The organism is Shimia sp. R10_1 (assembly GCF_017744095.1).
Lineage (GTDB): Bacteria > Pseudomonadota > Alphaproteobacteria > Rhodobacterales > Rhodobacteraceae > Shimia.
This window is the reverse complement of sequence record NZ_JAGHQX010000001.1, coordinates 728,294-747,074: the sequence shown is the minus strand read 5'-3', so window position 1 is coordinate 747,074 and position 18,781 is coordinate 728,294. Positions and strand designations below refer to the sequence as shown.

The following is an 18,781-nucleotide window of genomic DNA, read 5'->3' as shown; positions in this document are numbered from 1 at the left end:
GATGCGCACAGATGTAGAGCATTTTCTTTGCACGGTTGTGGATGGCATTGCGACGGTGCAGCTGAATCGGCCGGAGCGGAAAAACCCGCTGACCTTTGACAGCTATGCCGAGCTGCGCGACTGGTTTCGCGATCTGGCCTATGATGATGAGGTGAAGGCGGTGGTCTTTGCCCCCAATGGCGGCAATTTCAGCTCTGGTGGCGATGTGCATGAGATCATCGGGCCGCTCACAGAGATGAACATGAAAGAGCTGCTGGCCTTCACCCGGATGACCGGGGATCTGGTCAAAGCGATGGTGAACTGCGGCAAGCCGATCATCGCGGCGGTGGATGGCGTGTGCGCCGGGGCCGGGGCGATCATCGCCATGGCGAGCGATCTGCGCATCGGCACACCTGAGGCCAAGACCGCGTTTCTGTTCAACCGTGTGGGGCTTGCGGGCTGTGACATGGGCGCCTGTGCGATCCTGCCGCGGATCATCGGGCAGGGCCGCGCGGCAGAGCTGCTGTATATGGGCCGTGCCATGACGGCTGAGGAAGGCGAGCGCTGGGGCTTTTTTAATCGGCTGGTGGCCGCAGAAGAGCTCTACGCCACAGCACAGACCATGGCGCAGCGGATCGCAGCGGGGCCGGGTTTTGCCAATATGATGACCAAGACCATGCTGGCGCAGGAATGGGCCATGTCGATTGAGCAGGCGATTGAGGCGGAGGCGCAGGCGCAGGCGATCTGTATGCAGGGGCAGGATTTCCGGCGGGCCTATGAGGCTTTTGTGGCCAAGGAACGGCCGGTGTTTGTGGGGGATTGAGCTGCGCGCAGGCTTAAGTGGGGGCCAGCCCCCAAACCCCCGGAATATTTAGGGCAAGAGGAAGCAGAGGAGGCTTTGATTTGGCGGATCAGACGTTTTTGGACTGGCCTTTCTTTGAGGAGGCCCATCGCGCGCGGGCGCGTGAGGTGGAGGCCTGGGCGGCTGAGGCGCTTGGGGCTGTGGAACATGGCGATGTGGATCAGAGCTGTCGTGATCTGGTCGCGCAGATGGGGCAGGCGGGTTTGCTGAACGCCACGGCGTCGATGGATGGCACGCTCGATGTGCGCAGCCTCTGCCTGAGCCGGGAAATTCTGGCGCGGCATGATGGTCTGGCGGATTTTGCCTTTGCCATGCAGGGGCTGGGGACCGGCGCGATTTCGCTGTTTGGCACCGAGGCGCAGAAAGCGGCGTGGCTGCCAAAGACCCGTGCGGGAGAGGCGCTTGCAGCCTTTGCGCTGACGGAGCCGCAGTCGGGATCAGATGTGGCCAACAGCACGATGACGGCAACGCGCGATGGTGATTGGTTTGTTCTGAATGGCGAGAAAACCTGGATTTCCAACGGTGGGATTGCAGATGTCTACACTGTGTTTGCCCGCACCGGTGAAGGCGAGGGCGCCAAGGGGCTGAGCGCCTTTGTGGTGCCAGCGGACACGCCGGGGCTGTCGGTGGTGGCGCGGCTTGAAACCATTGCGCCGCATCCGCTGGCCACTTTGCGTTTTGACAATTGCCGCATCCCGGCGGAGGCCCTAATTGGCGCGCCGGGGCAGGGGTTTCGCATTGCGATGTCGGTACTGGATGTATTCCGCTCCACCGTTGCCGCCGCAGCGCTGGGCTTTGCGCGGCGGGCGCTGGATGAAGCTTTGGCGCGGGTGCAGGCGCGCAAGGTGCAGGGCGCGCCGCTGAGTGAATTGCAGATGGTGCAGGGCCATATCGCGGATATGGCGCTGGATGTGGATGCCGCTGCCCTGCTGATTTACCGCGCGGCCTGGACCAAAGACAGCGGCGCCCCGCGCGTGACGCGCGAGGCCGCCATGGCCAAGCTCTTTGCCACCGATCAGGCGCAGCAGGTAGTCGACAAGGCGGTGCAACTGTTTGGTGGGGACGGGGTGAAATCCGGCGAGGTGGTGGAGCGGCTCTATCGCGAGATCCGCGCGCTTCGGATCTATGAGGGGGCCAGCGATGTGCAGCGCGTGGTGATCGCGCGTCAGACATTGGCGGCACATGCGGCAGGAGGTGTTTGAACATGTTGGGACCATCGGCACATCAGGACACCTTCACGCGGGACAACCTGCCGGACGAAGCGCTCTGGCCCGAGCTTCTGCTGGCAGGATTTGACTATCCGGAACAGCTTAATGCGGGCTGGGAACTGACCGATGGGATGGTGGCCAAAGGGTTTGGCGATCACACTGCGCTGATCGGGAATGGACGGCGGCGGACCTATAAGGAGCTGACCGATTGGACCAACCGGCTGGCGCATGTGCTGGTCGAAGATCTGGGCGTGAAGCCTGGCAATCGGGTGCTGATCCGCTCAGCCAACAATCCGGCCATGGTGGCCTGCTGGCTGGCGGCGACCAAGGCTGGGGCGGTGGTGGTGAACACCATGCCCATGCTGCGCGCGGTGGAGCTGACCAAATATGTGCAGACCGCAGAGATCAGCCATGCGATTTGTGACACCCGCCTGATGGAAGAGATGGAGGCCTGCGCTGCGCAATGTGACGGGCTGCGGGTGATCGGCTTTGACGGCTCCGCCAATCATGATGCGGAGCTGGACCGTCTGGCGCTGGAAAAACCTGTGATGTTTGAAACGGTTGCCACCAGTGCGGATGATGTGGCGCTGATCGGGTTTACTTCGGGCAGCACCGGACAGCCCAAAGGGACGATTCATTTTCACCGCGATCTGATGATCATTGCGGATGGCTATGCCCGTGAAGTGCTGGATGTAAAGCCAAGCGATGTGTTTGTCGGCTCCCCTCCGCTGGCCTTTACCTTCGGACTGGGCGGGCTGGCGATTTTCCCACTGCGTTTTGGGGCGGCGGCGACGCTGTTGGAGCAGGCCACGCCCCCAAATATGATCGAGATTATCGAGACCTATAAGGCGACCGTGTGTTTCACAGCGCCCACGGCTTATCGCGCGATGCTGGCGGCCATGGAAGAAGGCGCGGATCTCTCTAGCCTGCGCGCCGCTGTGAGTGCGGGGGAGACCTTGCCCGCGCCGGTCTATGACGCCTGGATGGAGAAGACCGGAAAGCCGATGCTGGATGGCATCGGGGCGACGGAAATGCTGCATATCTTCCTCTCCAACCGCTTTGACGACCATCGCCCAGCCTGCACCGGCAAGCCTGTGACCGGCTATGAGGCGAAGGTGATCGGGCCGGATGGTGCGACGTTGCCACGTGGCGAGGTTGGGCGGCTGGCGGTACGTGGTCCAACCGGTTGCCGCTATCTGCGAGGGGACCGTCAGGCGGACTATGTGAAGGACGGCTGGAACATCACAGGTGATGCGTTTTGGCAGGATGAGGATGGCTATTTCCATTTTGCTGCGCGCAACGACGATATGATCATCTCCTCGGGCTACAATATTGCAGGGCCTGAGGTGGAGGCGGCGCTGCTCGGCCATGAGGCTGTGGCGGAATGCGCGGTGATTGGCGTGGCCGATGAGGCGCGCGGTGAGGTTGTGCAGGCGCATGTGGTGCTGGCGGAGGGTTTTGCGGGGGATGCGGCTTTGGCAGAGGCGTTGCAAACTCATGTGAAGGCAGCGATCGCGCCTTACAAATATCCGCGCTCTGTGGTGTTCACCACGGCGCTGCCCAAGACGGAAACCGGAAAAATTCAACGGTTCAGACTGAAAGAAAACACATGACACCAAAGGCTTACGATCCGGCAGCGGATGGGGCGAAAATGGGATTTGCGGATGCGATGTCCTATGGGGACTATTTGCATCTGGATGGCATTCTGAGCCAGCAGCACCCCCAGAGCGATGCGCATGACGAGATGCTTTTCATCATTCAGCATCAGACCAGTGAGTTGTGGATGAAGCTGGCGTTGCATGAGCTGAGTGCTGCGCGTGAAGCCTTGAGGGCGCGGGATCTGGCGCCGATGTTCAAGATGCTGGCGCGGGTCAGCCGGATTTTTGAGCAGCTCAATTCGGCCTGGGATGTGCTGCGCACCATGACACCGGCGGATTACACCACATTTCGCGAGGCGCTGGGGCCGTCCTCCGGATTTCAGAGCCATCAGTATCGGCTGATCGAATATGTGCTGGGCAACCGCAATCCAAATATGGTGAAACCCCATGCGCATGTGCCGGAGGCCAAAGCTGTGCTGGAGGCCGAGCTGGCGCAGCCGAGTTTTTATGACGAGGTGATCCGCTTTTTGTTTGAGGAACTGGATGGTGACGCCGCCAAGATGCCCGTGCCGCAATTGACGCAACCGCATCAGGCCGAGGCGGAGGTGCAGGCGCGCTGGAAGATCGTTTATGAGGATGTGGACACGCATTGGCGGCTTTATGAGCTGGGCGAGAAACTGGTTGATCTGGAAGACTATTTTCGCCGATGGAGATTCAATCATGTTACCACCGTTGAGCGTGTGATTGGGTTCAAACGCGGCACGGGTGGCACCTCGGGCGTGCAGTATCTGCGCAGGATGCTGGATGTGGAGCTGTTCCCGGAACTTTGGCATCTGCGCGGAGACTTATGACGATGGGCGTTTCGCTTCCCAGAAAAGAGCTTTTTGATGTGCCTGAGGGCGTGATCTATTTGGATGGCAACTCGCTGGGCGTGCTGCCCAAAGGGGCTGCCGAACGCGCGCAGAAGACCATCACCGAGGAGTGGGGCGCCCAGCTCATTCGCGCGTGGAATGCGGCGGGCTGGATGGCGTTGCCTCAAGTGGTCGGGGATCAGATCGCGGGGCTGATCGGTGCGCCAGCCGGGTCTGTCGCTACCGGTGATACACTCTCGATCAAAGTCTATCAGGCGCTGGCGGCGGCGCTGAAGATGCGGCCTGACAGAAAGGTAATATTGAGCGATAACGGTAACTTCCCGTCCGATCTTTATATGGCGGAAGGTCTGATCAGGACGTTGGATCAAGGTTACGAATTGCGCACCCCTGCACCTGAAGAGGTGGCCGAGGCGATAACGGAAGAGGTGGCTGTCGTGATGCTCACACAGGTCGACTATCGGTCTGGGCGAATGCACGATATGGCAGCAATCACCAAGCGCGCGCATGAGGTTGGGGCGGTGATGATTTGGGATCTGGCGCATTCTGCCGGGGCGGTGCCGGTTGAGATTGCCGCCTGTGGTGCGGAATTCGCCGTAGGTTGCAGCTATAAATATTTGAATGGTGGCCCCGGGGCACCGGCATTTATCTATGTCAGGCCAGATATTGTTGAGGGCATTGATCCGGCGCTGTCGGGGTGGTTGGGGCATGATGCGCCCTTTGCTATGGAGCTGAATTACCGCCCAGCCGCCGCGACAGAGCGCATGCGCGTGGGCACGCCGCCCATTCTGCAACTCGCAGTATTGCAGGAAGCGCTGAAGGCTTGGGAAGGGGTCGACATGGCGGATCTTCGGGCCGCGTCGATACGTTTGTCAGAGCTGTTTATTGCAGAAGTGGAGGCGCGTTGTCCTGAACTGGAGCTGGCGAGCCCGCGGGCCCCGGAACTGCGTGGTTCACAGGTGTCTTTTGCGTTTGAGCATGGCTATCCCGCGATGCAGGCGTTGATCGATCACGGGGTGATCGGTGACTTCCGTGCCCCCAACATCATGCGCTTTGGATTCACGCCACTTTATCTGGATGAGCAAGACATCATTTCTGCCGCAAAAGTGATTGAAGATGTCATGTCTAACCAATTGTGGAAAAATGAAAAATACCAAACGCGTTCACGCGTGACCTAAGGGGGGAGCATGGCACTTAAGGAGATACATCCAGAGGGTTGGGCCCCGGCGTTGGGCTATGCCAATGGGATGCTGTCTGACGATGGCACGTTGCACATTGGCGGGCAGATTGGGTGGAACAGTCAGAAGGTTTTTGAAAGCCACGATTTCATTGGCCAAATGACCCAGATTCTGAGCAATATTCGCACTATTGTTGAGGCTGCAGGAGGCACGCCCAGTGACATTGGGCGGCTGACTTGGTTTGTCAAAAGCAAAGCGGAGTACATGGCGCACCAGAAAGAGATTGGCGCGGCCTATCGCTCTGTGATGGGGCGCCATTTTCCAGCCATGTCATTGGTGGTGGTGGCCGATCTTTTGGAGGACGAGGCACTTCTGGAGATCGAAGCGACCGCGCATGTACGCCCCGCCTAGGAAAAAATCTGCGATAATTTCAGTTTGTTGGGGGGAAGTCTCTTGACCTCCCCAAATCGCTGAAATACATCAACCGGACCTCGGGCGGGTATGGTGAAATGGTATCATAAGAGCCTTCCAAGCTTAAGGTGCGGGTTCGATTCCCGCTACCCGCTCCAAGGTCATCCCACATCAATGCAAAACCCTGAAACGATGTCGGTATTGCGTCGGTATCACGACTGTATTGCGTCGGTGGCGCTTTTGTCCGCTTGACCCCAACGCGCGGCTTGGTCACTAACGCTTAAGACCACAGCCAAGGTAAGAGCAAAGCATGGCACGACAGCCCAAGAGCGCACAGAGCGAGCAAGATCGCGAGAAGAGCAGAAACATCGGAGCGCTGCGTGGTTTGGGGCCATTTGTGCGGCCGTACCGTGTGCTTGCCTTCTTTGCCTTTTGTGCGCTGACATTGACTGCGTCTGTGTCACTTATGCTGCCGGTGGCGGTGCGTCGCGTGGTGGACAACTTCGGCACGGAAAGCGACGCTCTTCTGGATAAGTACTTCCTCGCGGCTTTGGGCTTTGCAGCGCTGCTCGCTGTGGGAACGGCACTGCGCTATCTGCTGGTGACGCGGCTCGGTGAACTGGTTGTGACCGACATTCGCAAAGCGGTGTTTGGGCGCGTGATTGGCATGAGTCCTGCATTTTACGAGACCATCATGACAGGTGAAGTGCTGAGCCGTATCACCACGGACACCACCGTCATTCAGTCGGTGATTGGTTCGTCGGTATCGATTGCCTTGCGCAATATGATGCTGTTCTTGGGTGGGCTTGTGTTGATGCTGTTCACGTCCACCAAACTCACTCTGATGGTGCTTTTGGTGGTGCCTATGGTGATTGTGCCCATCTTGGTTTTGGGGCGCCGCCTGCGCAAGCTGAGCCGGGAAAATCAGGATTGGATTGCGGAAAGCTCTGGCAACGCTTCGGAGGCGCTGCTGTCTGTGCAAACCGTGCAGGCCTTTACCCATGAGGCGCAATCCCGCAGCAGCTTTGACCGGGTGACCAACTTGTCACTTGAGGCCGCGATGCGGCGCATCAACACGCGTGCGTTGCTGACCATGATTGTGATTTTCCTGATCTTCACAGGGGTTGTGATAGTGCTGTGGATGGGCGCGCGCGATGTGCGGGCAGGGGGCATGAGTGTGGGAGTGCTTGTGCAGTTTGTGATCTATTCGGTCATGGTTGCCGGTGCCGTCGGGGCACTCTCTGAAATTTGGAGTGAGCTGCAACGCGCGGCCGGGGCAACCGAACGGCTGGTTGAGCTGTTGTTTGCCAACGACACGGTGCATGACCCAGAGACGCCTGTCGCCTTGCCATCGCCGGTGCGTGGAGAGATTTCTTTTGAAAATGTGTCTTTCCAATATCCGTCCCGGCCCAATGTATCGGCGCTCGATGCTGTCGACCTGACCATTGCACCCGGTGAAACCGTGGCATTTGTCGGCCCATCCGGGGCAGGAAAAACCACGATCATCCAGATGATCCAAAGGTTTTATGACCCCAATGAGGGCCGCGTGGCGTTGGACGGTATCGCATTGACCGATATGGACCGGGACGCGTTCCGACAGCATATGGCATTGGTGCCGCAGGATCCTGTGATTTTTGCCAACAGCGCGCGGGAAAACATTCGTTTTGGTCGCCCAGAAGCCACGGATGCGGAGGTTGAAGCCGCTGCCAAGGCCGCTGCGGCGCATGAATTTATCACAGCATTGCCGGAAGGCTATGACAGCCAGCTGGGCGAGCGGGGTGTGATGATCTCTGGTGGGCAAAAGCAACGTATCGCAATTGCCCGCGCCATCTTGCGCGACGCGCCTGTGCTGCTGCTGGATGAGGCGACTTCGGCACTTGATGCGGAAAGTGAGCGCCTTGTTCAGGCAGCGGTGGATGAGTTGGCGCAAAGCCGCACCACACTGATTGTGGCGCACCGTCTGGCAACTGTGAAAAAGGCCGACCGGATTGTTGTGATGGATGCAGGCCGTATCGTGGCACAGGGTCGGCATGACGATCTGGTGGCGCAGGGCGGATTGTACGCCAAACTTGCAAGGCTTCAATTTACGTCTGGCGCAGCTTAGGTTTACCCTGCAGAGGTTGGTTCGAAGGGGGTGCTCCGATAGGTGGAGTTGCGCTTTTCGGTCATTCGCATAGGGTGACTATGACGTAACGTTTTGTCGCAGGCTTACCTTACGTTCGACTGGCCTCAGTGTGGGTGCTGAGTGTTTGTGTGTGGACCGAGAGGAAGGAACGCCACCTGTGGGGAACATGTGGCACAGCCCAAACCAGGGGGGAGACTGAGAATATGAGCTTTGAGTCTTTGGCAGATCTGAAGGCAATCGAACAAGAGAAGCCGTGGGACGCGCGCGATGTGCCGATCACGATCTTTGAGATGCTGACCCGTACCAAGCAGAAGTTTCCCAACCGCCCGGCGGTGAGTTATCAGATTTTTTCTGGGCCCAAAGACAAGGCGGAAACCCTCACATGGGCGGAGCTGCATGCGAAGACGGCGCAGGCGGCCAATATGTTCCGCGACTTGGGCGTGGGCGAGAAAGACACCGTGGCCTATGTGCTGCCGAACTGTAACGAGACGCTGATCACCCTACTGGGCGGTATGGTTGCCGGGATTGCGAACCCGATCAACCCGCTGCTTGAGCCCGAGCAGATCTCTGCGATCCTGCGCGAAACGGACGCGAAGGTGGTGGTCACACTCAAGGGCTTCCCCAAGACGGATGTGGCCCAGAAAGTGGCCGAAGCTGTGCGTCATGCGCCGCGCGTGCACACGGTTTTGGAAATTGATCTGAACAAATATCTGACCCCACCCAAGAGCTGGATCGTGCCATTGATCCGCCCGAAGGTGAGCGGCCCGCATCATGCGGACTTCAAGGACTTCAACAAAGAACTCGCAAAGCACAACACCACGCTCGACTTTGAAGACAGCAAGGTGGATCGCGTGGGGGCCTATTTCCACACCGGTGGCACCACGGGCATGCCCAAAGTGGCGCAGCATCTGTATTCCGGCATGATCTACAACGGCTGGCTTGGCGATCGTCTGTTGTTCACTGAAGAAGACAACATCATGTGTCCGCTGCCGCTGTTCCATGTCTTTGCTGTGCACGTGATCATGCAGGCGGCGATCAGCTCTGGGGCGCATGTGGTGTTCCCGACGCCGCAGGGCTACCGTGGTGATGGGGTGTTTGACAACTTCTGGAAGCTGATTGAACGCTGGCAGATTTCTTTCATCATCACGGTGCCGACAGCTGTGTCTGCGCTGATGCAGCGTCCGGTGGACGCCGATATTTCCTCGGTAAAGACCGCGTTTTCAGGATCTGCGCCCATGCCGATGGAGCTGTTCAAACGTTTTGAGAGCACCTGTGGCGTGGACATTGTGGAAGGATATGGCCTGACCGAAGCCACCTGTCTTGTGTCCTGTAACCCACCCACCGGTGACAAGAAGGTCGGCTCAGTTGGCGTGCCTTTGCCCTACACCGATGTGCGGATCATCAAAAACACGGCTGAGGGGCCGGTGGACTGTGCAAATGATGAGGTCGGAGAGATCTGTATCTCCAACCCTGGGGTTTTTGCAGGCAACACCTATACCGAAGCGGACAAGAACGCGGATCTCTATCACCACGAAAAATATCTGCGCACGGGGGACCTGGGTCGGATTGATGAGGATGGCTATCTCTGGATCACGGGGCGGGCCAAGGATTTGATCATTCGCGGTGGTCACAACATCGATCCGGCAGAGATCGAGGAGGCGCTGCTGGCGCACCACGATGTGGCGTTCGCCGGGGCGATTGGTCAGCCGGACGCGCACGCAGGCGAGGTGCCTTGCGTCTATGTGGAACTGGTGGATGGGGCGAGCGTGTCCAAAGATGCGTTGATGGAGCATGCCAAGGTGCATGTGCATGAGCGCGCTGCGCATCCAAAATATGTAGAGATCATGCCAGAACTGCCCAAGACGGCGGTGGGCAAAATCTTCAAGCCTGATCTGCGCAAGGCTGCGATCACGCGGATCTATGATGCGGCACTGACCAAAGCCGGTGTGGCCGCGCAGATCGATCATGTGCTCGACGACAAAAAGCGTGGGCTTGTGGCACAGGTGAAACGCACCGGTGACGTCAGTGACGAAGAGATCGGCAAGGTGCTTGGCGACTTCACGCGCCCTTGGGAGTGGGTCAAGACCGACGCGGCCTGACGCCTAAACCTTAGGATTTCTAAAAGGGGTGCAGCATGGCTGTGCCCCTTTTTCTTTACGCGGATGAGAAAAGTCGCCACGCTCTCAAAAAATGGATGGGGAGCGTGACATGGCAGGACATGGCTATGACAGCGGGCGGCTGGATTTGCCGTTTGTGGGGATTTCGACCTTTGGCAAGCGGCCTTATGTGGCTGATTGGGAGGCGCTTGAGGCCGACGTGGCTGTGCTGGGCGCGCCGTTTGATTTTGGAACTCAATGGCGCAGCGGCGCGCGTTTTGGCCCGCGCGCGGTGCGGGAGGCCTCGACATTGTTCAGCTTTGGTCATGCGGGGGCTTATGACCATGAAGATGATGAGACCTATCTGCCCGCCAGCGTGCGCATTGTGGATATGGGGGACGCAGATATCGTGCACACCGATACGGCCCAGAGCCACGCGAACATCGAAGCAGGCGTGCGCGCCGCATTGAAAGCCGGCGCGCTGCCGGTGACGATTGGCGGGGATCATTCGATCAACATTCCCTGCATCAACGCATTTGACGATCAGGGCGATATCCATGTGTTGCAGATTGATGCGCATTTGGACTTTGTGGATGAACGTCACGGCGTGCGCTTTGGGCATGGCAATCCGATGCGCCGGGCGGCGGAAAAGCCTTATGTGACCGGGATGACGCAGGTTGGCATTCGCAATGTGAGTTCGACTGCCAAGGAAGGCTATGCCGATGCGCGCGCGATGGGCAGCACTATCCTGAGTGTGCGTCAGGCCCGCAAGCTTGGGCCAGAGGGCACCATCGCGCATATACCTGAGGGGGCACGGGTGTATGTGACGATTGATATTGACGCGTTTTGCCCCTCGATTGCGCCGGGCACCGGCACGCCAAGTCACGGTGGTTTTCTGTACTATGATGTGTTGGAGATGTTGCAGCATGTTGCCAAACGCCATGAGGTGGTGGGCATTGATCTCGTGGAGGTTGCGCCGGACTATGACCAGAGCGGCTCGACCGCGATTTTGGCAGCTCAGATACTATTGAATTTTTTGGGTTTTGTCTTTGCTGAACGTGGATCTCACGCAGCGATTTAGAGCGTAGGGCCACCTATGAAGTGCTTATTTTGTGGGGCGCGTATCTTCTAAGGTGTTGCGCCTTTGGGCCGGTGAATTTGACCGCGTGCAAGGCGACATCGAAACGGCGCCTGGTTTTTTCAAAGCTACATAAAAATGTCAGGAATTTGTTTACTTACTCCGTGGGTTGCGTTAAGTCGCCGCCTCACCAATTCGGCTGAGCAAAAAAGACTGAGCGGTAGAGACATCCCATGGAAGATTTTTGTGCAAAACAAGGCGGCGACACGGCTGTTCTGGTGCAGATGCAAAAGGTGCAGATGCAGGCAATGGAGCAGGCGACTGGCGTGGGATACTGGTGTCTGGACCTCCAGTCGAGCGAACTTTGGTGGAGTGAAAAGACCAAAGAAATTCATGAGGTTGAACCGGACTATCAGCCACATTTGAACACAGCGATCGATTGCTACGTTCCTGAGTATCGGGAGCGTATATTGCAAGCCGTAGACTTGGCTATGACCGAAGGAGTCGCGTGGAACGAAGAGCTGCAAATTCAAACCGCCAAAAAACGGCGGCTTTGGGTGCAAGCCGTTGGTGCGCCTGTGTATGCGGGCGATAAGATCGTCGCTCTTGCCGGCTCTTTTCGGGATATTTCCAAAGACTGGCACGTAGACAAAAACACGCGTGCGATCTCTTCACAAAGTGAGGAGAGCGTTTCCGATTTGCAGCATGCGTCGCTTGCCTTGAACGAGGCGGCGATTGTGACCACCGCTGATCTGCATGGCAAGATTACCAGCGTGAACCAGAAACTGCTTGATATTTCTGGCTATTCGGAAGCCGAACTCATCGGTGCAGACCATAACATTTTGAATTCTGGCGAACACGCTAAAGAATTTTTTGCCGATCTTTGGCGGACCATTGGCCGCGGTCAAATCTGGCGGGGTGAGATCTGCAACCGCCGTAAAGATGGCCGGCTCTATTGGGTGGATACGATGATCTACCCCATCCTGGATATGCGTGGTCGCGTTGAGAAATATCTTTCCATTCGGTTTGATGTGACTGAACGGGTAGAGGCCTCCAAGCTTGTCACCAACTTCTTTGACATGTCGATGGCGCCGCACTGCATTTTTGATAAGTTCGGACGCCTGCAGCAAGTCAACGGTGCCTGTTGCGCGATGCTGCACTACTCAGAGCAAGATCTGGTTGGGCGCGACGCCCGCGATTTTATTGTGGCTGATGACCATGAGGCGTTTTCGAATGCTTGGCGACCCGACGAAGTGGTGACACATTCGAAACCGGTCAGGTTTCGCTTGATCGATGCCGATGGGCAGGTGCGCCACACTGAATGGCGGACGCGCACATTTGGAACCTTGATTTTTGCGTCAGGTCACGACCTGACGGGCGAAGTTGAACGTGTGGACGCGCTGAAGGAAGCGAAGCGTGCTGCCGAAGAAGCGAGCCTCTCCAAATCAGCGTTTTTGGCAAACATGAGCCACGAAATTCGCACGCCGCTGAACGCTATTGTGGGCGTTGCTGACGCTTTGCTGGATAAGTCGAGCCTTTCTGCGGAAGACAAAAATCTCATTCAGATGATTTTTGACAGCGGTAAGGTGCTTGAGCGCCAAATGTCTGATGTGCTTGATTTTTCCAAGATTGATGCAGGTAAGAGTGAGCTTGAATACCAGCCGTTCTCTCCCTCCGAGATGCTGAAGCAGGCGGTGGCTCCCCATGTAGAAGGGGCCAAGGCCAAAGGCGTGGAGTACCACGTTGAAATTGAACCTGCAGCGTCGCTACTCGTGATGGGGGATGACATGCGGGTGCGCCAGATTGTTTCAAATCTTGCGTCCAACGCTGTGAAATTTACCGCCGCAGGATCTATTACGACGCGGATGAGCTGTGTTGAGGAATGTGATACAGCCGCGTTGCGGATCACGTTTGTTGACACGGGCGTTGGCTTTCCAAAAGCCACGCAGACCGACGAATTTGACCGGTTTGACCAAAAAGGGCGCAGCAGTGCCGAAGGCTATGCCGGTACTGGGTTGGGGCTCGCGATCAGTTCGTCTTTGGCCCGCCAGATGGGCGGGCGTCTGTCTGTTGTGTCTGCACCCGGTCAGGGCAGCACCTTCCATCTGGATTTGCCGTTACGCAAGGCGCAGGCCGCGGTATCCGCGACGGCCAATTCAACGCAACCGCCACTCAGTTTTGTGGGCAGCCTGAAAGGGCGAAAGGTCCTGATTGCCGAAGACATCAAAGCCAACCAGAAAATTGTAGCGCTGCTTCTGAAAGGAACCGGGTGTGAGACGGCTTTTGCCAATAATGGCAAGGAAGCGATTGATTTGTGTCACTCTTGGAAGCCTGATCTGGTGCTGATGGATATGATGATGCCGGAAATGAATGGTTTGGAAGCGACGCGGGAAATACGGATCCGTGAACGTCAGACCCGGAAGGCGCGCCTGCCGATTTTGATGCTGTCTGCCAACGCGATGCGAGAGCATGTCAAACAGGCCGAAGACGCAGGGTGCGATGCCCATATTTCAAAGCCGGTGAACAAAAAGTCGCTTATCCCTGCCATTTTGGAGCAGATGAACCGCGAGGGAACGCCAAAATTCCGCAACACTGCGCAAAGTGCGGTTGCCTAGCATTTTAAGCTGGGGTCGTCTTTTGGGGAAATGTTGTTCTCTGTGAGAGGGGCATGCTGCGGCATCTGGCTGCGGCACTTGCAACCCGTGTGACAAAGCTTAATGTCACGCCAACGCGATTTCCTACAGGACTCTCCCATGAAAATGAACCCGCTTGGCCGGACGGGCCGCTCTGTTTCCGAATACTGCCTGGGCACCATGACTTTTGGCACCCAAACAAGCGAAGCTGATGCACATGCGCAGATGGACATGGCGCTGGATCATGGCATCAATTTTATTGACGCGGCTGAAATGTACCCGGTCAACCCCATCACTGCAGAAACGCAGGGGCGCACGGAAGCCTATCTTGGCAGTTGGTTTGCCAAGACAGGCAGGCGCAATGAATGGGTTTTGGCAACCAAACACAGCGGTGCGGGGGTACAGCATATTCGCGGTGGTGCGCCAATCACCGCCAGCACCGTGCGGGACGCTGTTGAGGGGTCTCTGAAGCGTCTTCAGACTGAGCATATCGATCTGTATCAGCTGCACTGGCCAAACCGTGGCTCCTATATGTTCCGGCAAAACTGGGAGTATGACCCTTCTTCGCAGAACAAGGCTGAGACGCTCGCCAACATGGAAGAGGTGCTTGAGGCGCTGCAGGGGGAGGTGGATCGCGGCACCATTGGCGCCTTTGGTCTGTCAAACGAAAGCGCCTGGGGCACGGCGCAATGGCTGCGGCTCTCCGAGGAGAAGGGGTTGCCGCGTGTGGCCTCGATCCAGAACGAATACTCTCTGCTGTGCCGCATGTTTGATACGGATCTGGCAGAGCTTTGCCTGAACGAAGAAGTGGGTCTGCTGGCCTTTTCGCCTCTCGCGACAGGGTTGCTGACCGGGAAGTATCAGAACGGGCAAACCCCTGACGGCTCGCGTAAAGCGATCAATGGGGACTTGGGCGGGCGGGTCAGCCCCGGTGTGTTCGATGCGGTGCAGGCTTATCTGGATATTGCCAGCAAAAACGGGCTGGATCCGGTGCATATGGCAATGGCCTTCACGGTGCAGCGCCCATTTATGTGTTCGTCTATTTTCGGTGCCACGACAGTGAGCCAGCTGGAGCATTTGCTGCAGGGGGCTGAGGTCAAGTTGAGCAACGAAGTGTTGGCAGAGATCAACGCTGCGAACCGTGCACACCCAATGCCGTTCTAAGGGGCCGCGAAAAGGATGACTGATAAGATGACTTCTGAAGCAGGCGCGCAAGAGGTGCTGGCAACCATACGGGCATCTGGCCCACGTCGGGTGTTTGGCATTGGGACATTGGCGTTGCTTGGCGGCTTGCTGATCTATCTTGCGCTTGCGACGAGTCCGGCGCCTCTTTGGCAGGTGTTTTTGTTCGTGATCGGCGCGGGTGCGCTCTGGCTGGCAGAACGCACCCGGCGGGCCACGGAAAGCACGGTACAGCTGACGCGGGCGGGTATTGCAACCGACGCGGGCGAAGAAATTGCGGCGATTGAAAACATCGCCGCGATCAAACGGGGCATGTTTGATCTGAAACCTTCCAATGGGTTCACGGTTGTTTTGCACAAACCTCGCGCGCGTAGGTGGCAGCCCGGCCTTTGGTGGGCTGTTGGCCGTCGGGTTGGCATTGGCGGTGTGACACCCGGATCAGAGGCGAAGGCAATGGCGCAATTCATTGAAGCGCTTCTCGTAGAAAAAAGCGGCTCAGAGTTCTGAGCCGCTTTTAGTTTTGATATGCGGGGCCCTAGGTATCGGCCCATGCCAGCGTGGACACAAAGCGTGGCCGCGTGAATACAAAGGTGTTCATGTTCAGGCCCGTCCATTGGTGCTGGCCCCAGTCGCCCCACCAACTTTTCAGAATTTTCACAGGCGGATCATAAACGCTGAGTGACTGCACAACGATCAGGCTTTCGCCAGGCACCAATGTTGGCAGTTTGTCTGCGAGGTCAGGAAGGCTGGCGGAGGTATGGCCAGAAATACCGCCTGCCGCGTGCGACCATTCCAGTCGGTAGTCGTTTGTGTTCAGATCCCAGGACACCAAGCTTACGACAAGATCATGCTCGCTGCGCAGCGTTGAAATCTCTCCAAACAGTTTGTGCATGCCATCGATGTAATCCTGATCCACCGCTGCGGTTTCCCGTGCGAGCATATCGGAAATTGCGAAGGCTGCTTTTTCTGTCGTGGAGCGTGCGCGATAGACGTCAAACATAATCGCTGTCGCTATCAGAGCAAAAAACAGGCCGGGGAACATAATTGCAGCTTCTACGGAAACCGAGCCACGCGTGTCGTTGCGAAACCGGCGGATGATGCTTTTGAAAGGTTGAATAAGCATGGTTTAACGAGGCTCCTGAACAAAGGCGTTCATCACGACAATGGCATAGTCACCAGAGGTGTCCTTGGCGAGACCGGCACCAAAAGCAGATGTTGGAAAGATGGGAGTGACCTTGGCGCAGGCGCGCAAGATCATCAGATCGTTTTCTGAGCCATCTTCAAACCGGGTGACGGGCTGAGCGTCGTTTAGCCGGTTCGTGCAGAGGGTGTTGTCCCCAAGTTCCACGTAGTTGCGGGGATCCCGTGTCACCATTTCCAGCAGCAAGTTGTCTTCGCAGTTTGGAATTACGGCCGCCTTGTCGCAAATTTTGGTCACCAATTCATCGTGGTTCGGTGTGAACCCGGTGGTCAGGCGAATGTCTCGCACCGCCAGATCCAGCGAACGCTCCAGATAGGAATAGCGCAGCGACATCAAGCCAAGTTCCACTGAGGAGAGGAACAGCCCGAGGAAGAAGGGCACCATGATGACGAATTCAACCGTAACTGTGCCTTCTTCGTCGCGTCTGAAAACGCGGGGGAGTTTTGCAAATTTACGGATCATTGGGTCAACCTCAGTTGGCGGATGGACGTTGCAATGGTGGCAAAGGCGTTGCGGATTTCGAGCCCATCCACATCAAAGTAGTGGCTGTCGGAGCTGGCGCAGTCCTTCAGGACCGTCTGTCCGGAGTAGGGAGCTTCAAAACCGATGGTGAATACGATGACACCTGCATCTTTTGCTGCCTGACAGATCTGACGCGTGCGGGCGTCTTTTTCAGTTCTCTGGAAGGAGCTGCGTACGCCATAGTGCCAGTCGTTGTAAGCCGCGTCGTAGCCCATGAAGGGGCGGTACAGATAATCGGCAATCCAGGAGCTGGTGGTATAGGCCCACAGATTTGGATAGGTGATGACTTCTGCTGAGCCGGGCTCGTCAACTGTGACCGTTTTGGTGACTTTCCGGTAGCGTTTGCAAGATCCGTTGCGGCGATAGGACTTACACTCCCAGCTGCTTTCCGTTGTTTCATAAACGCCTTCACCATAGGCCCAGTTCTTCCACTGTGAGGTGGACGGCCAGTAGTACAGCGGCTCACTGGTATTGCCGTCGTAGTCCTGGTCGTATTCGTCTTGGCCAACGTAGATGGAATAGAAGTCCTGTTGTTCGTTATACCAAACGTTGGACTCGCCAGAGCGGAAATCATCACGGATGTAGTATTGGCTTGTGTTTTGGCCGTCCGTCATCAAGACAACAACTTTCATAGAGTCGTTGGTGCCGTAAGCGTAGGGGCGGTCTGCGAAATCAGAGGAAACGTCGCCGCTTTTGATCAGATTGGCCGCGATGGGTTCAAATGTGGGATCAACCAGAGCGGTTCCCCATTTCATGCCCACATCGATGGATGTGTTTCCGCGCGCTGTCAGGTTGTTGATGTAGTTCTTCAGCGTGCTGCGGTCGCTTTCCATCACCATCGCTTCGCGGCGGCTGTCAAATTCGCACACGGGCATCTGGTTGACGGGTGAGGGAGAGCTGTCGCGATTGTCGTACCGATACCAAGGGTCAAAATGCATCGTGCGCTGGTAAGGCGAGTGGGTCGAGATCTGGGTGTTCGAAAAATCAGAACCCCTGAAGTTGATGCAGTTTGAGTAGGCATTTTCACCGGTGGTGGTCAGCTGACCAAACAGATTGTCCGGAACGGCAACTTGGGTTGCGTAAGGCACAACAGAAACGGACAAAGTTCCGTCAATTGTATTGTCGTCCATGGTGTCAATGAACTCGCGTGCCGCAATCTTCAGATTGGACAGGCGGCTGTTGCTGTTCATTGAGCCAGAGACATCGAGCACAAGCGAAATTTCGACATTGCCGATGCTTTCGATCGCCGTGCCTGCCGCACGAATGTTGACTTTCTCTACAAGTTCGCGGTCTTCGATGTCGCCGCGCCATGCGTGGCGGAAACGCGCTGCGGTTTCGCTGGCACGGAATGTGGATTGAGCGTCAGCCACGGCGCTAACGCGTCTATAAATCGGGGGACCTCCCTCAAAAATCGGGATGGTTTCGGAGTCTGTGGTGACGGTGTCCACATCCACGCCGGACTTTTGGAAATAGTCCTCGACCACCGCAGTTGGTGTGCGCTCCTGATCGAGGTCGGCAGCGGCCAGAACGGCCCTGTCCAGCGTATGTTGCAGGCGGGTGCGCTCCATCTCGGCTTTCATCATGTCAGCGCCAATGCCCCCGATCGCAATCATCATAATGACCAGGATCACTGCAAAGGCGACCATCACACCGTCTTCTTCTTTGCGGAAGCGGGAAATCAGCCCCAGATGCGCCTTTGATTGGCGGGGTTTTAAGGTACGCCTTGGGCGGACTAGAAATTCGTTCATGTTACTCACCTCGTCTGGACGCGCGAAGTCTTTCCCACCGCAGAAACGGTTTGCGCCACAGGATTTATTTCGTTGGATTGCGGCGCAAATG

General features: G+C 57.1%; 15 protein-coding genes and 1 tRNA gene. 13 read left to right on the top strand and 3 right to left on the bottom strand.

Going from position 1 to position 18,781, the window contains the following annotated elements:
- Position 1 precedes the first annotated feature (1 nt).
- From J7413_RS03485 to J7413_RS03425, 13 genes are all read left to right on the top strand, one after another.
- Positions 2–802 (top strand): enoyl-CoA hydratase family protein, encoded by an 801-nt coding sequence (locus J7413_RS03485; protein WP_209096432.1) that lies wholly within the window; start codon positions 2–4, stop codon positions 800–802.
- Positions 803–882: 80 nt separating this feature from the next.
- Entirely contained in the window at positions 883–2,043 is a 1,161-nt protein-coding gene (locus J7413_RS03480; protein WP_209096431.1) for an acyl-CoA dehydrogenase family protein, read from the top strand.
- Between the two features lie 2 nt (positions 2,044–2,045).
- A complete protein-coding gene (locus tag J7413_RS03475) occupies positions 2,046–3,662 on the top strand; it encodes an AMP-binding protein (RefSeq protein WP_209096429.1) in 1,617 nt (538 codons plus the stop codon).
- The gene (locus J7413_RS03470) at positions 3,659–4,498 is read left to right on the top strand and encodes a tryptophan 2,3-dioxygenase family protein (protein WP_209096428.1); all 840 of its coding nucleotides are present in this window, start codon (positions 3,659–3,661) and stop codon (positions 4,496–4,498) included. Before J7413_RS03475 ends, J7413_RS03470 begins: the two co-directional genes overlap by 4 nt.
- Positions 4,495–5,694, top strand: coding sequence for a kynureninase (kynU, locus tag J7413_RS03465; RefSeq protein ID WP_209096427.1), 1,200 nt, complete (start codon positions 4,495–4,497; stop codon positions 5,692–5,694). The genes J7413_RS03470 and kynU overlap by 4 nt, the downstream gene beginning before the upstream one ends.
- 9 nt (positions 5,695–5,703) lie before the next feature.
- Complete coding sequence (locus tag J7413_RS03460) at positions 5,704–6,105, top strand: RidA family protein (RefSeq protein ID WP_209096426.1); 402 nt, start codon at positions 5,704–5,706, stop codon at positions 6,103–6,105.
- Positions 6,106–6,189: 84 nt separating this feature from the next.
- Positions 6,190–6,263 (top strand) — tRNA-Gly (locus J7413_RS03455).
- A 152-nt stretch (positions 6,264–6,415) separates the two neighbouring features.
- Positions 6,416–8,209: an ABC transporter transmembrane domain-containing protein gene (locus J7413_RS03450; protein WP_209096425.1), complete on the top strand. Its 1,794-nt coding sequence runs from the start codon at positions 6,416–6,418 to the stop codon at positions 8,207–8,209.
- Positions 8,210–8,433: 224 nt separating this feature from the next.
- Positions 8,434–10,329: an acyl-CoA synthetase gene (locus tag J7413_RS03445; protein ID WP_209096424.1), complete on the top strand. Its 1,896-nt coding sequence runs from the start codon at positions 8,434–8,436 to the stop codon at positions 10,327–10,329.
- Positions 10,330–10,438: 109 nt separating this feature from the next.
- Positions 10,439–11,407 (top strand): agmatinase, encoded by a 969-nt coding sequence (gene speB, locus J7413_RS03440; protein WP_209096423.1) that lies wholly within the window; start codon positions 10,439–10,441, stop codon positions 11,405–11,407.
- A 230-nt stretch (positions 11,408–11,637) separates the two neighbouring features.
- A complete protein-coding gene (locus J7413_RS03435; protein ID WP_209096422.1) occupies positions 11,638–14,019 on the top strand; it encodes a PAS domain S-box protein in 2,382 nt (793 codons plus the stop codon).
- A gap of 138 nt (positions 14,020–14,157) precedes the next feature.
- Positions 14,158–15,201 (top strand): aldo/keto reductase, encoded by a 1,044-nt coding sequence (locus tag J7413_RS03430; RefSeq protein ID WP_209096420.1) that lies wholly within the window; start codon positions 14,158–14,160, stop codon positions 15,199–15,201.
- A 15-nt stretch (positions 15,202–15,216) separates the two neighbouring features.
- The gene (locus J7413_RS03425) at positions 15,217–15,726 is read left to right on the top strand and encodes a hypothetical protein (RefSeq protein ID WP_247743299.1); all 510 of its coding nucleotides are present in this window, start codon (positions 15,217–15,219) and stop codon (positions 15,724–15,726) included.
- 28 nt (positions 15,727–15,754) lie between these two features.
- On the opposite strand, the gene J7413_RS03420 is transcribed toward J7413_RS03425, so the two are convergent.
- Genes J7413_RS03420 through J7413_RS03410 form a run of 3 tightly spaced genes read right to left on the bottom strand, consistent with a single transcriptional unit; the run spans position 15,755 to position 18,690 of the window.
- The gene (locus J7413_RS03420) at positions 15,755–16,342 is read right to left on the bottom strand and encodes a hypothetical protein (protein ID WP_209096418.1); all 588 of its coding nucleotides are present in this window, start codon (positions 16,340–16,342) and stop codon (positions 15,755–15,757) included.
- Between the two features lie 3 nt (positions 16,343–16,345).
- Complete coding sequence (locus tag J7413_RS03415) at positions 16,346–16,882, bottom strand: TadE/TadG family type IV pilus assembly protein (protein ID WP_209096416.1); 537 nt, start codon at positions 16,880–16,882, stop codon at positions 16,346–16,348.
- Positions 16,879–18,690, bottom strand: coding sequence for a TadE/TadG family type IV pilus assembly protein (locus tag J7413_RS03410; protein ID WP_247743298.1), 1,812 nt, complete (start codon positions 18,688–18,690; stop codon positions 16,879–16,881). The genes J7413_RS03415 and J7413_RS03410 overlap by 4 nt, the downstream gene beginning before the upstream one ends.
- Positions 18,691–18,781 lie beyond the last annotated feature (91 nt).

Excerpts from the sequence above, each read along its gene's own strand:
- J7413_RS03460 (WP_209096426.1), top strand. The coding sequence starts at position 5,704 with ATGGCACTTAAGGAGATACATCCAGAGGGTTGGGCCCCGGCGTTGGGC.
- J7413_RS03470 (WP_209096428.1), top strand. The coding sequence starts at position 3,659 with ATGACACCAAAGGCTTACGATCCGGCAGCGGATGGGGCGAAAATGGGA.
- J7413_RS03415 (WP_209096416.1), bottom strand. The coding sequence starts at position 16,882 with ATGATCCGTAAATTTGCAAAACTCCCCCGCGTTTTCAGACGCGACGAA.
- J7413_RS03425 (WP_247743299.1), top strand. The coding sequence starts at position 15,217 with ATGACTGATAAGATGACTTCTGAAGCAGGCGCGCAAGAGGTGCTGGCA.
- J7413_RS03450 (WP_209096425.1), top strand. The coding sequence starts at position 6,416 with ATGGCACGACAGCCCAAGAGCGCACAGAGCGAGCAAGATCGCGAGAAG.
- speB (WP_209096423.1), top strand. The coding sequence starts at position 10,439 with ATGGCAGGACATGGCTATGACAGCGGGCGGCTGGATTTGCCGTTTGTG.
- J7413_RS03475 (WP_209096429.1), top strand. The coding sequence starts at position 2,046 with ATGTTGGGACCATCGGCACATCAGGACACCTTCACGCGGGACAACCTG.
- J7413_RS03445 (WP_209096424.1), top strand. The coding sequence starts at position 8,434 with ATGAGCTTTGAGTCTTTGGCAGATCTGAAGGCAATCGAACAAGAGAAG.
- J7413_RS03420 (WP_209096418.1), bottom strand. The coding sequence starts at position 16,342 with ATGCTTATTCAACCTTTCAAAAGCATCATCCGCCGGTTTCGCAACGAC.
- J7413_RS03410 (WP_247743298.1), bottom strand. The coding sequence starts at position 18,690 with ATGAACGAATTTCTAGTCCGCCCAAGGCGTACCTTAAAACCCCGCCAA.
- kynU (WP_209096427.1), top strand. The coding sequence starts at position 4,495 with ATGACGATGGGCGTTTCGCTTCCCAGAAAAGAGCTTTTTGATGTGCCT.
- J7413_RS03485 (WP_209096432.1), top strand. The coding sequence starts at position 2 with ATGCGCACAGATGTAGAGCATTTTCTTTGCACGGTTGTGGATGGCATT.
- J7413_RS03430 (WP_209096420.1), top strand. The coding sequence starts at position 14,158 with ATGAAAATGAACCCGCTTGGCCGGACGGGCCGCTCTGTTTCCGAATAC.
- J7413_RS03435 (WP_209096422.1), top strand. The coding sequence starts at position 11,638 with ATGGAAGATTTTTGTGCAAAACAAGGCGGCGACACGGCTGTTCTGGTG.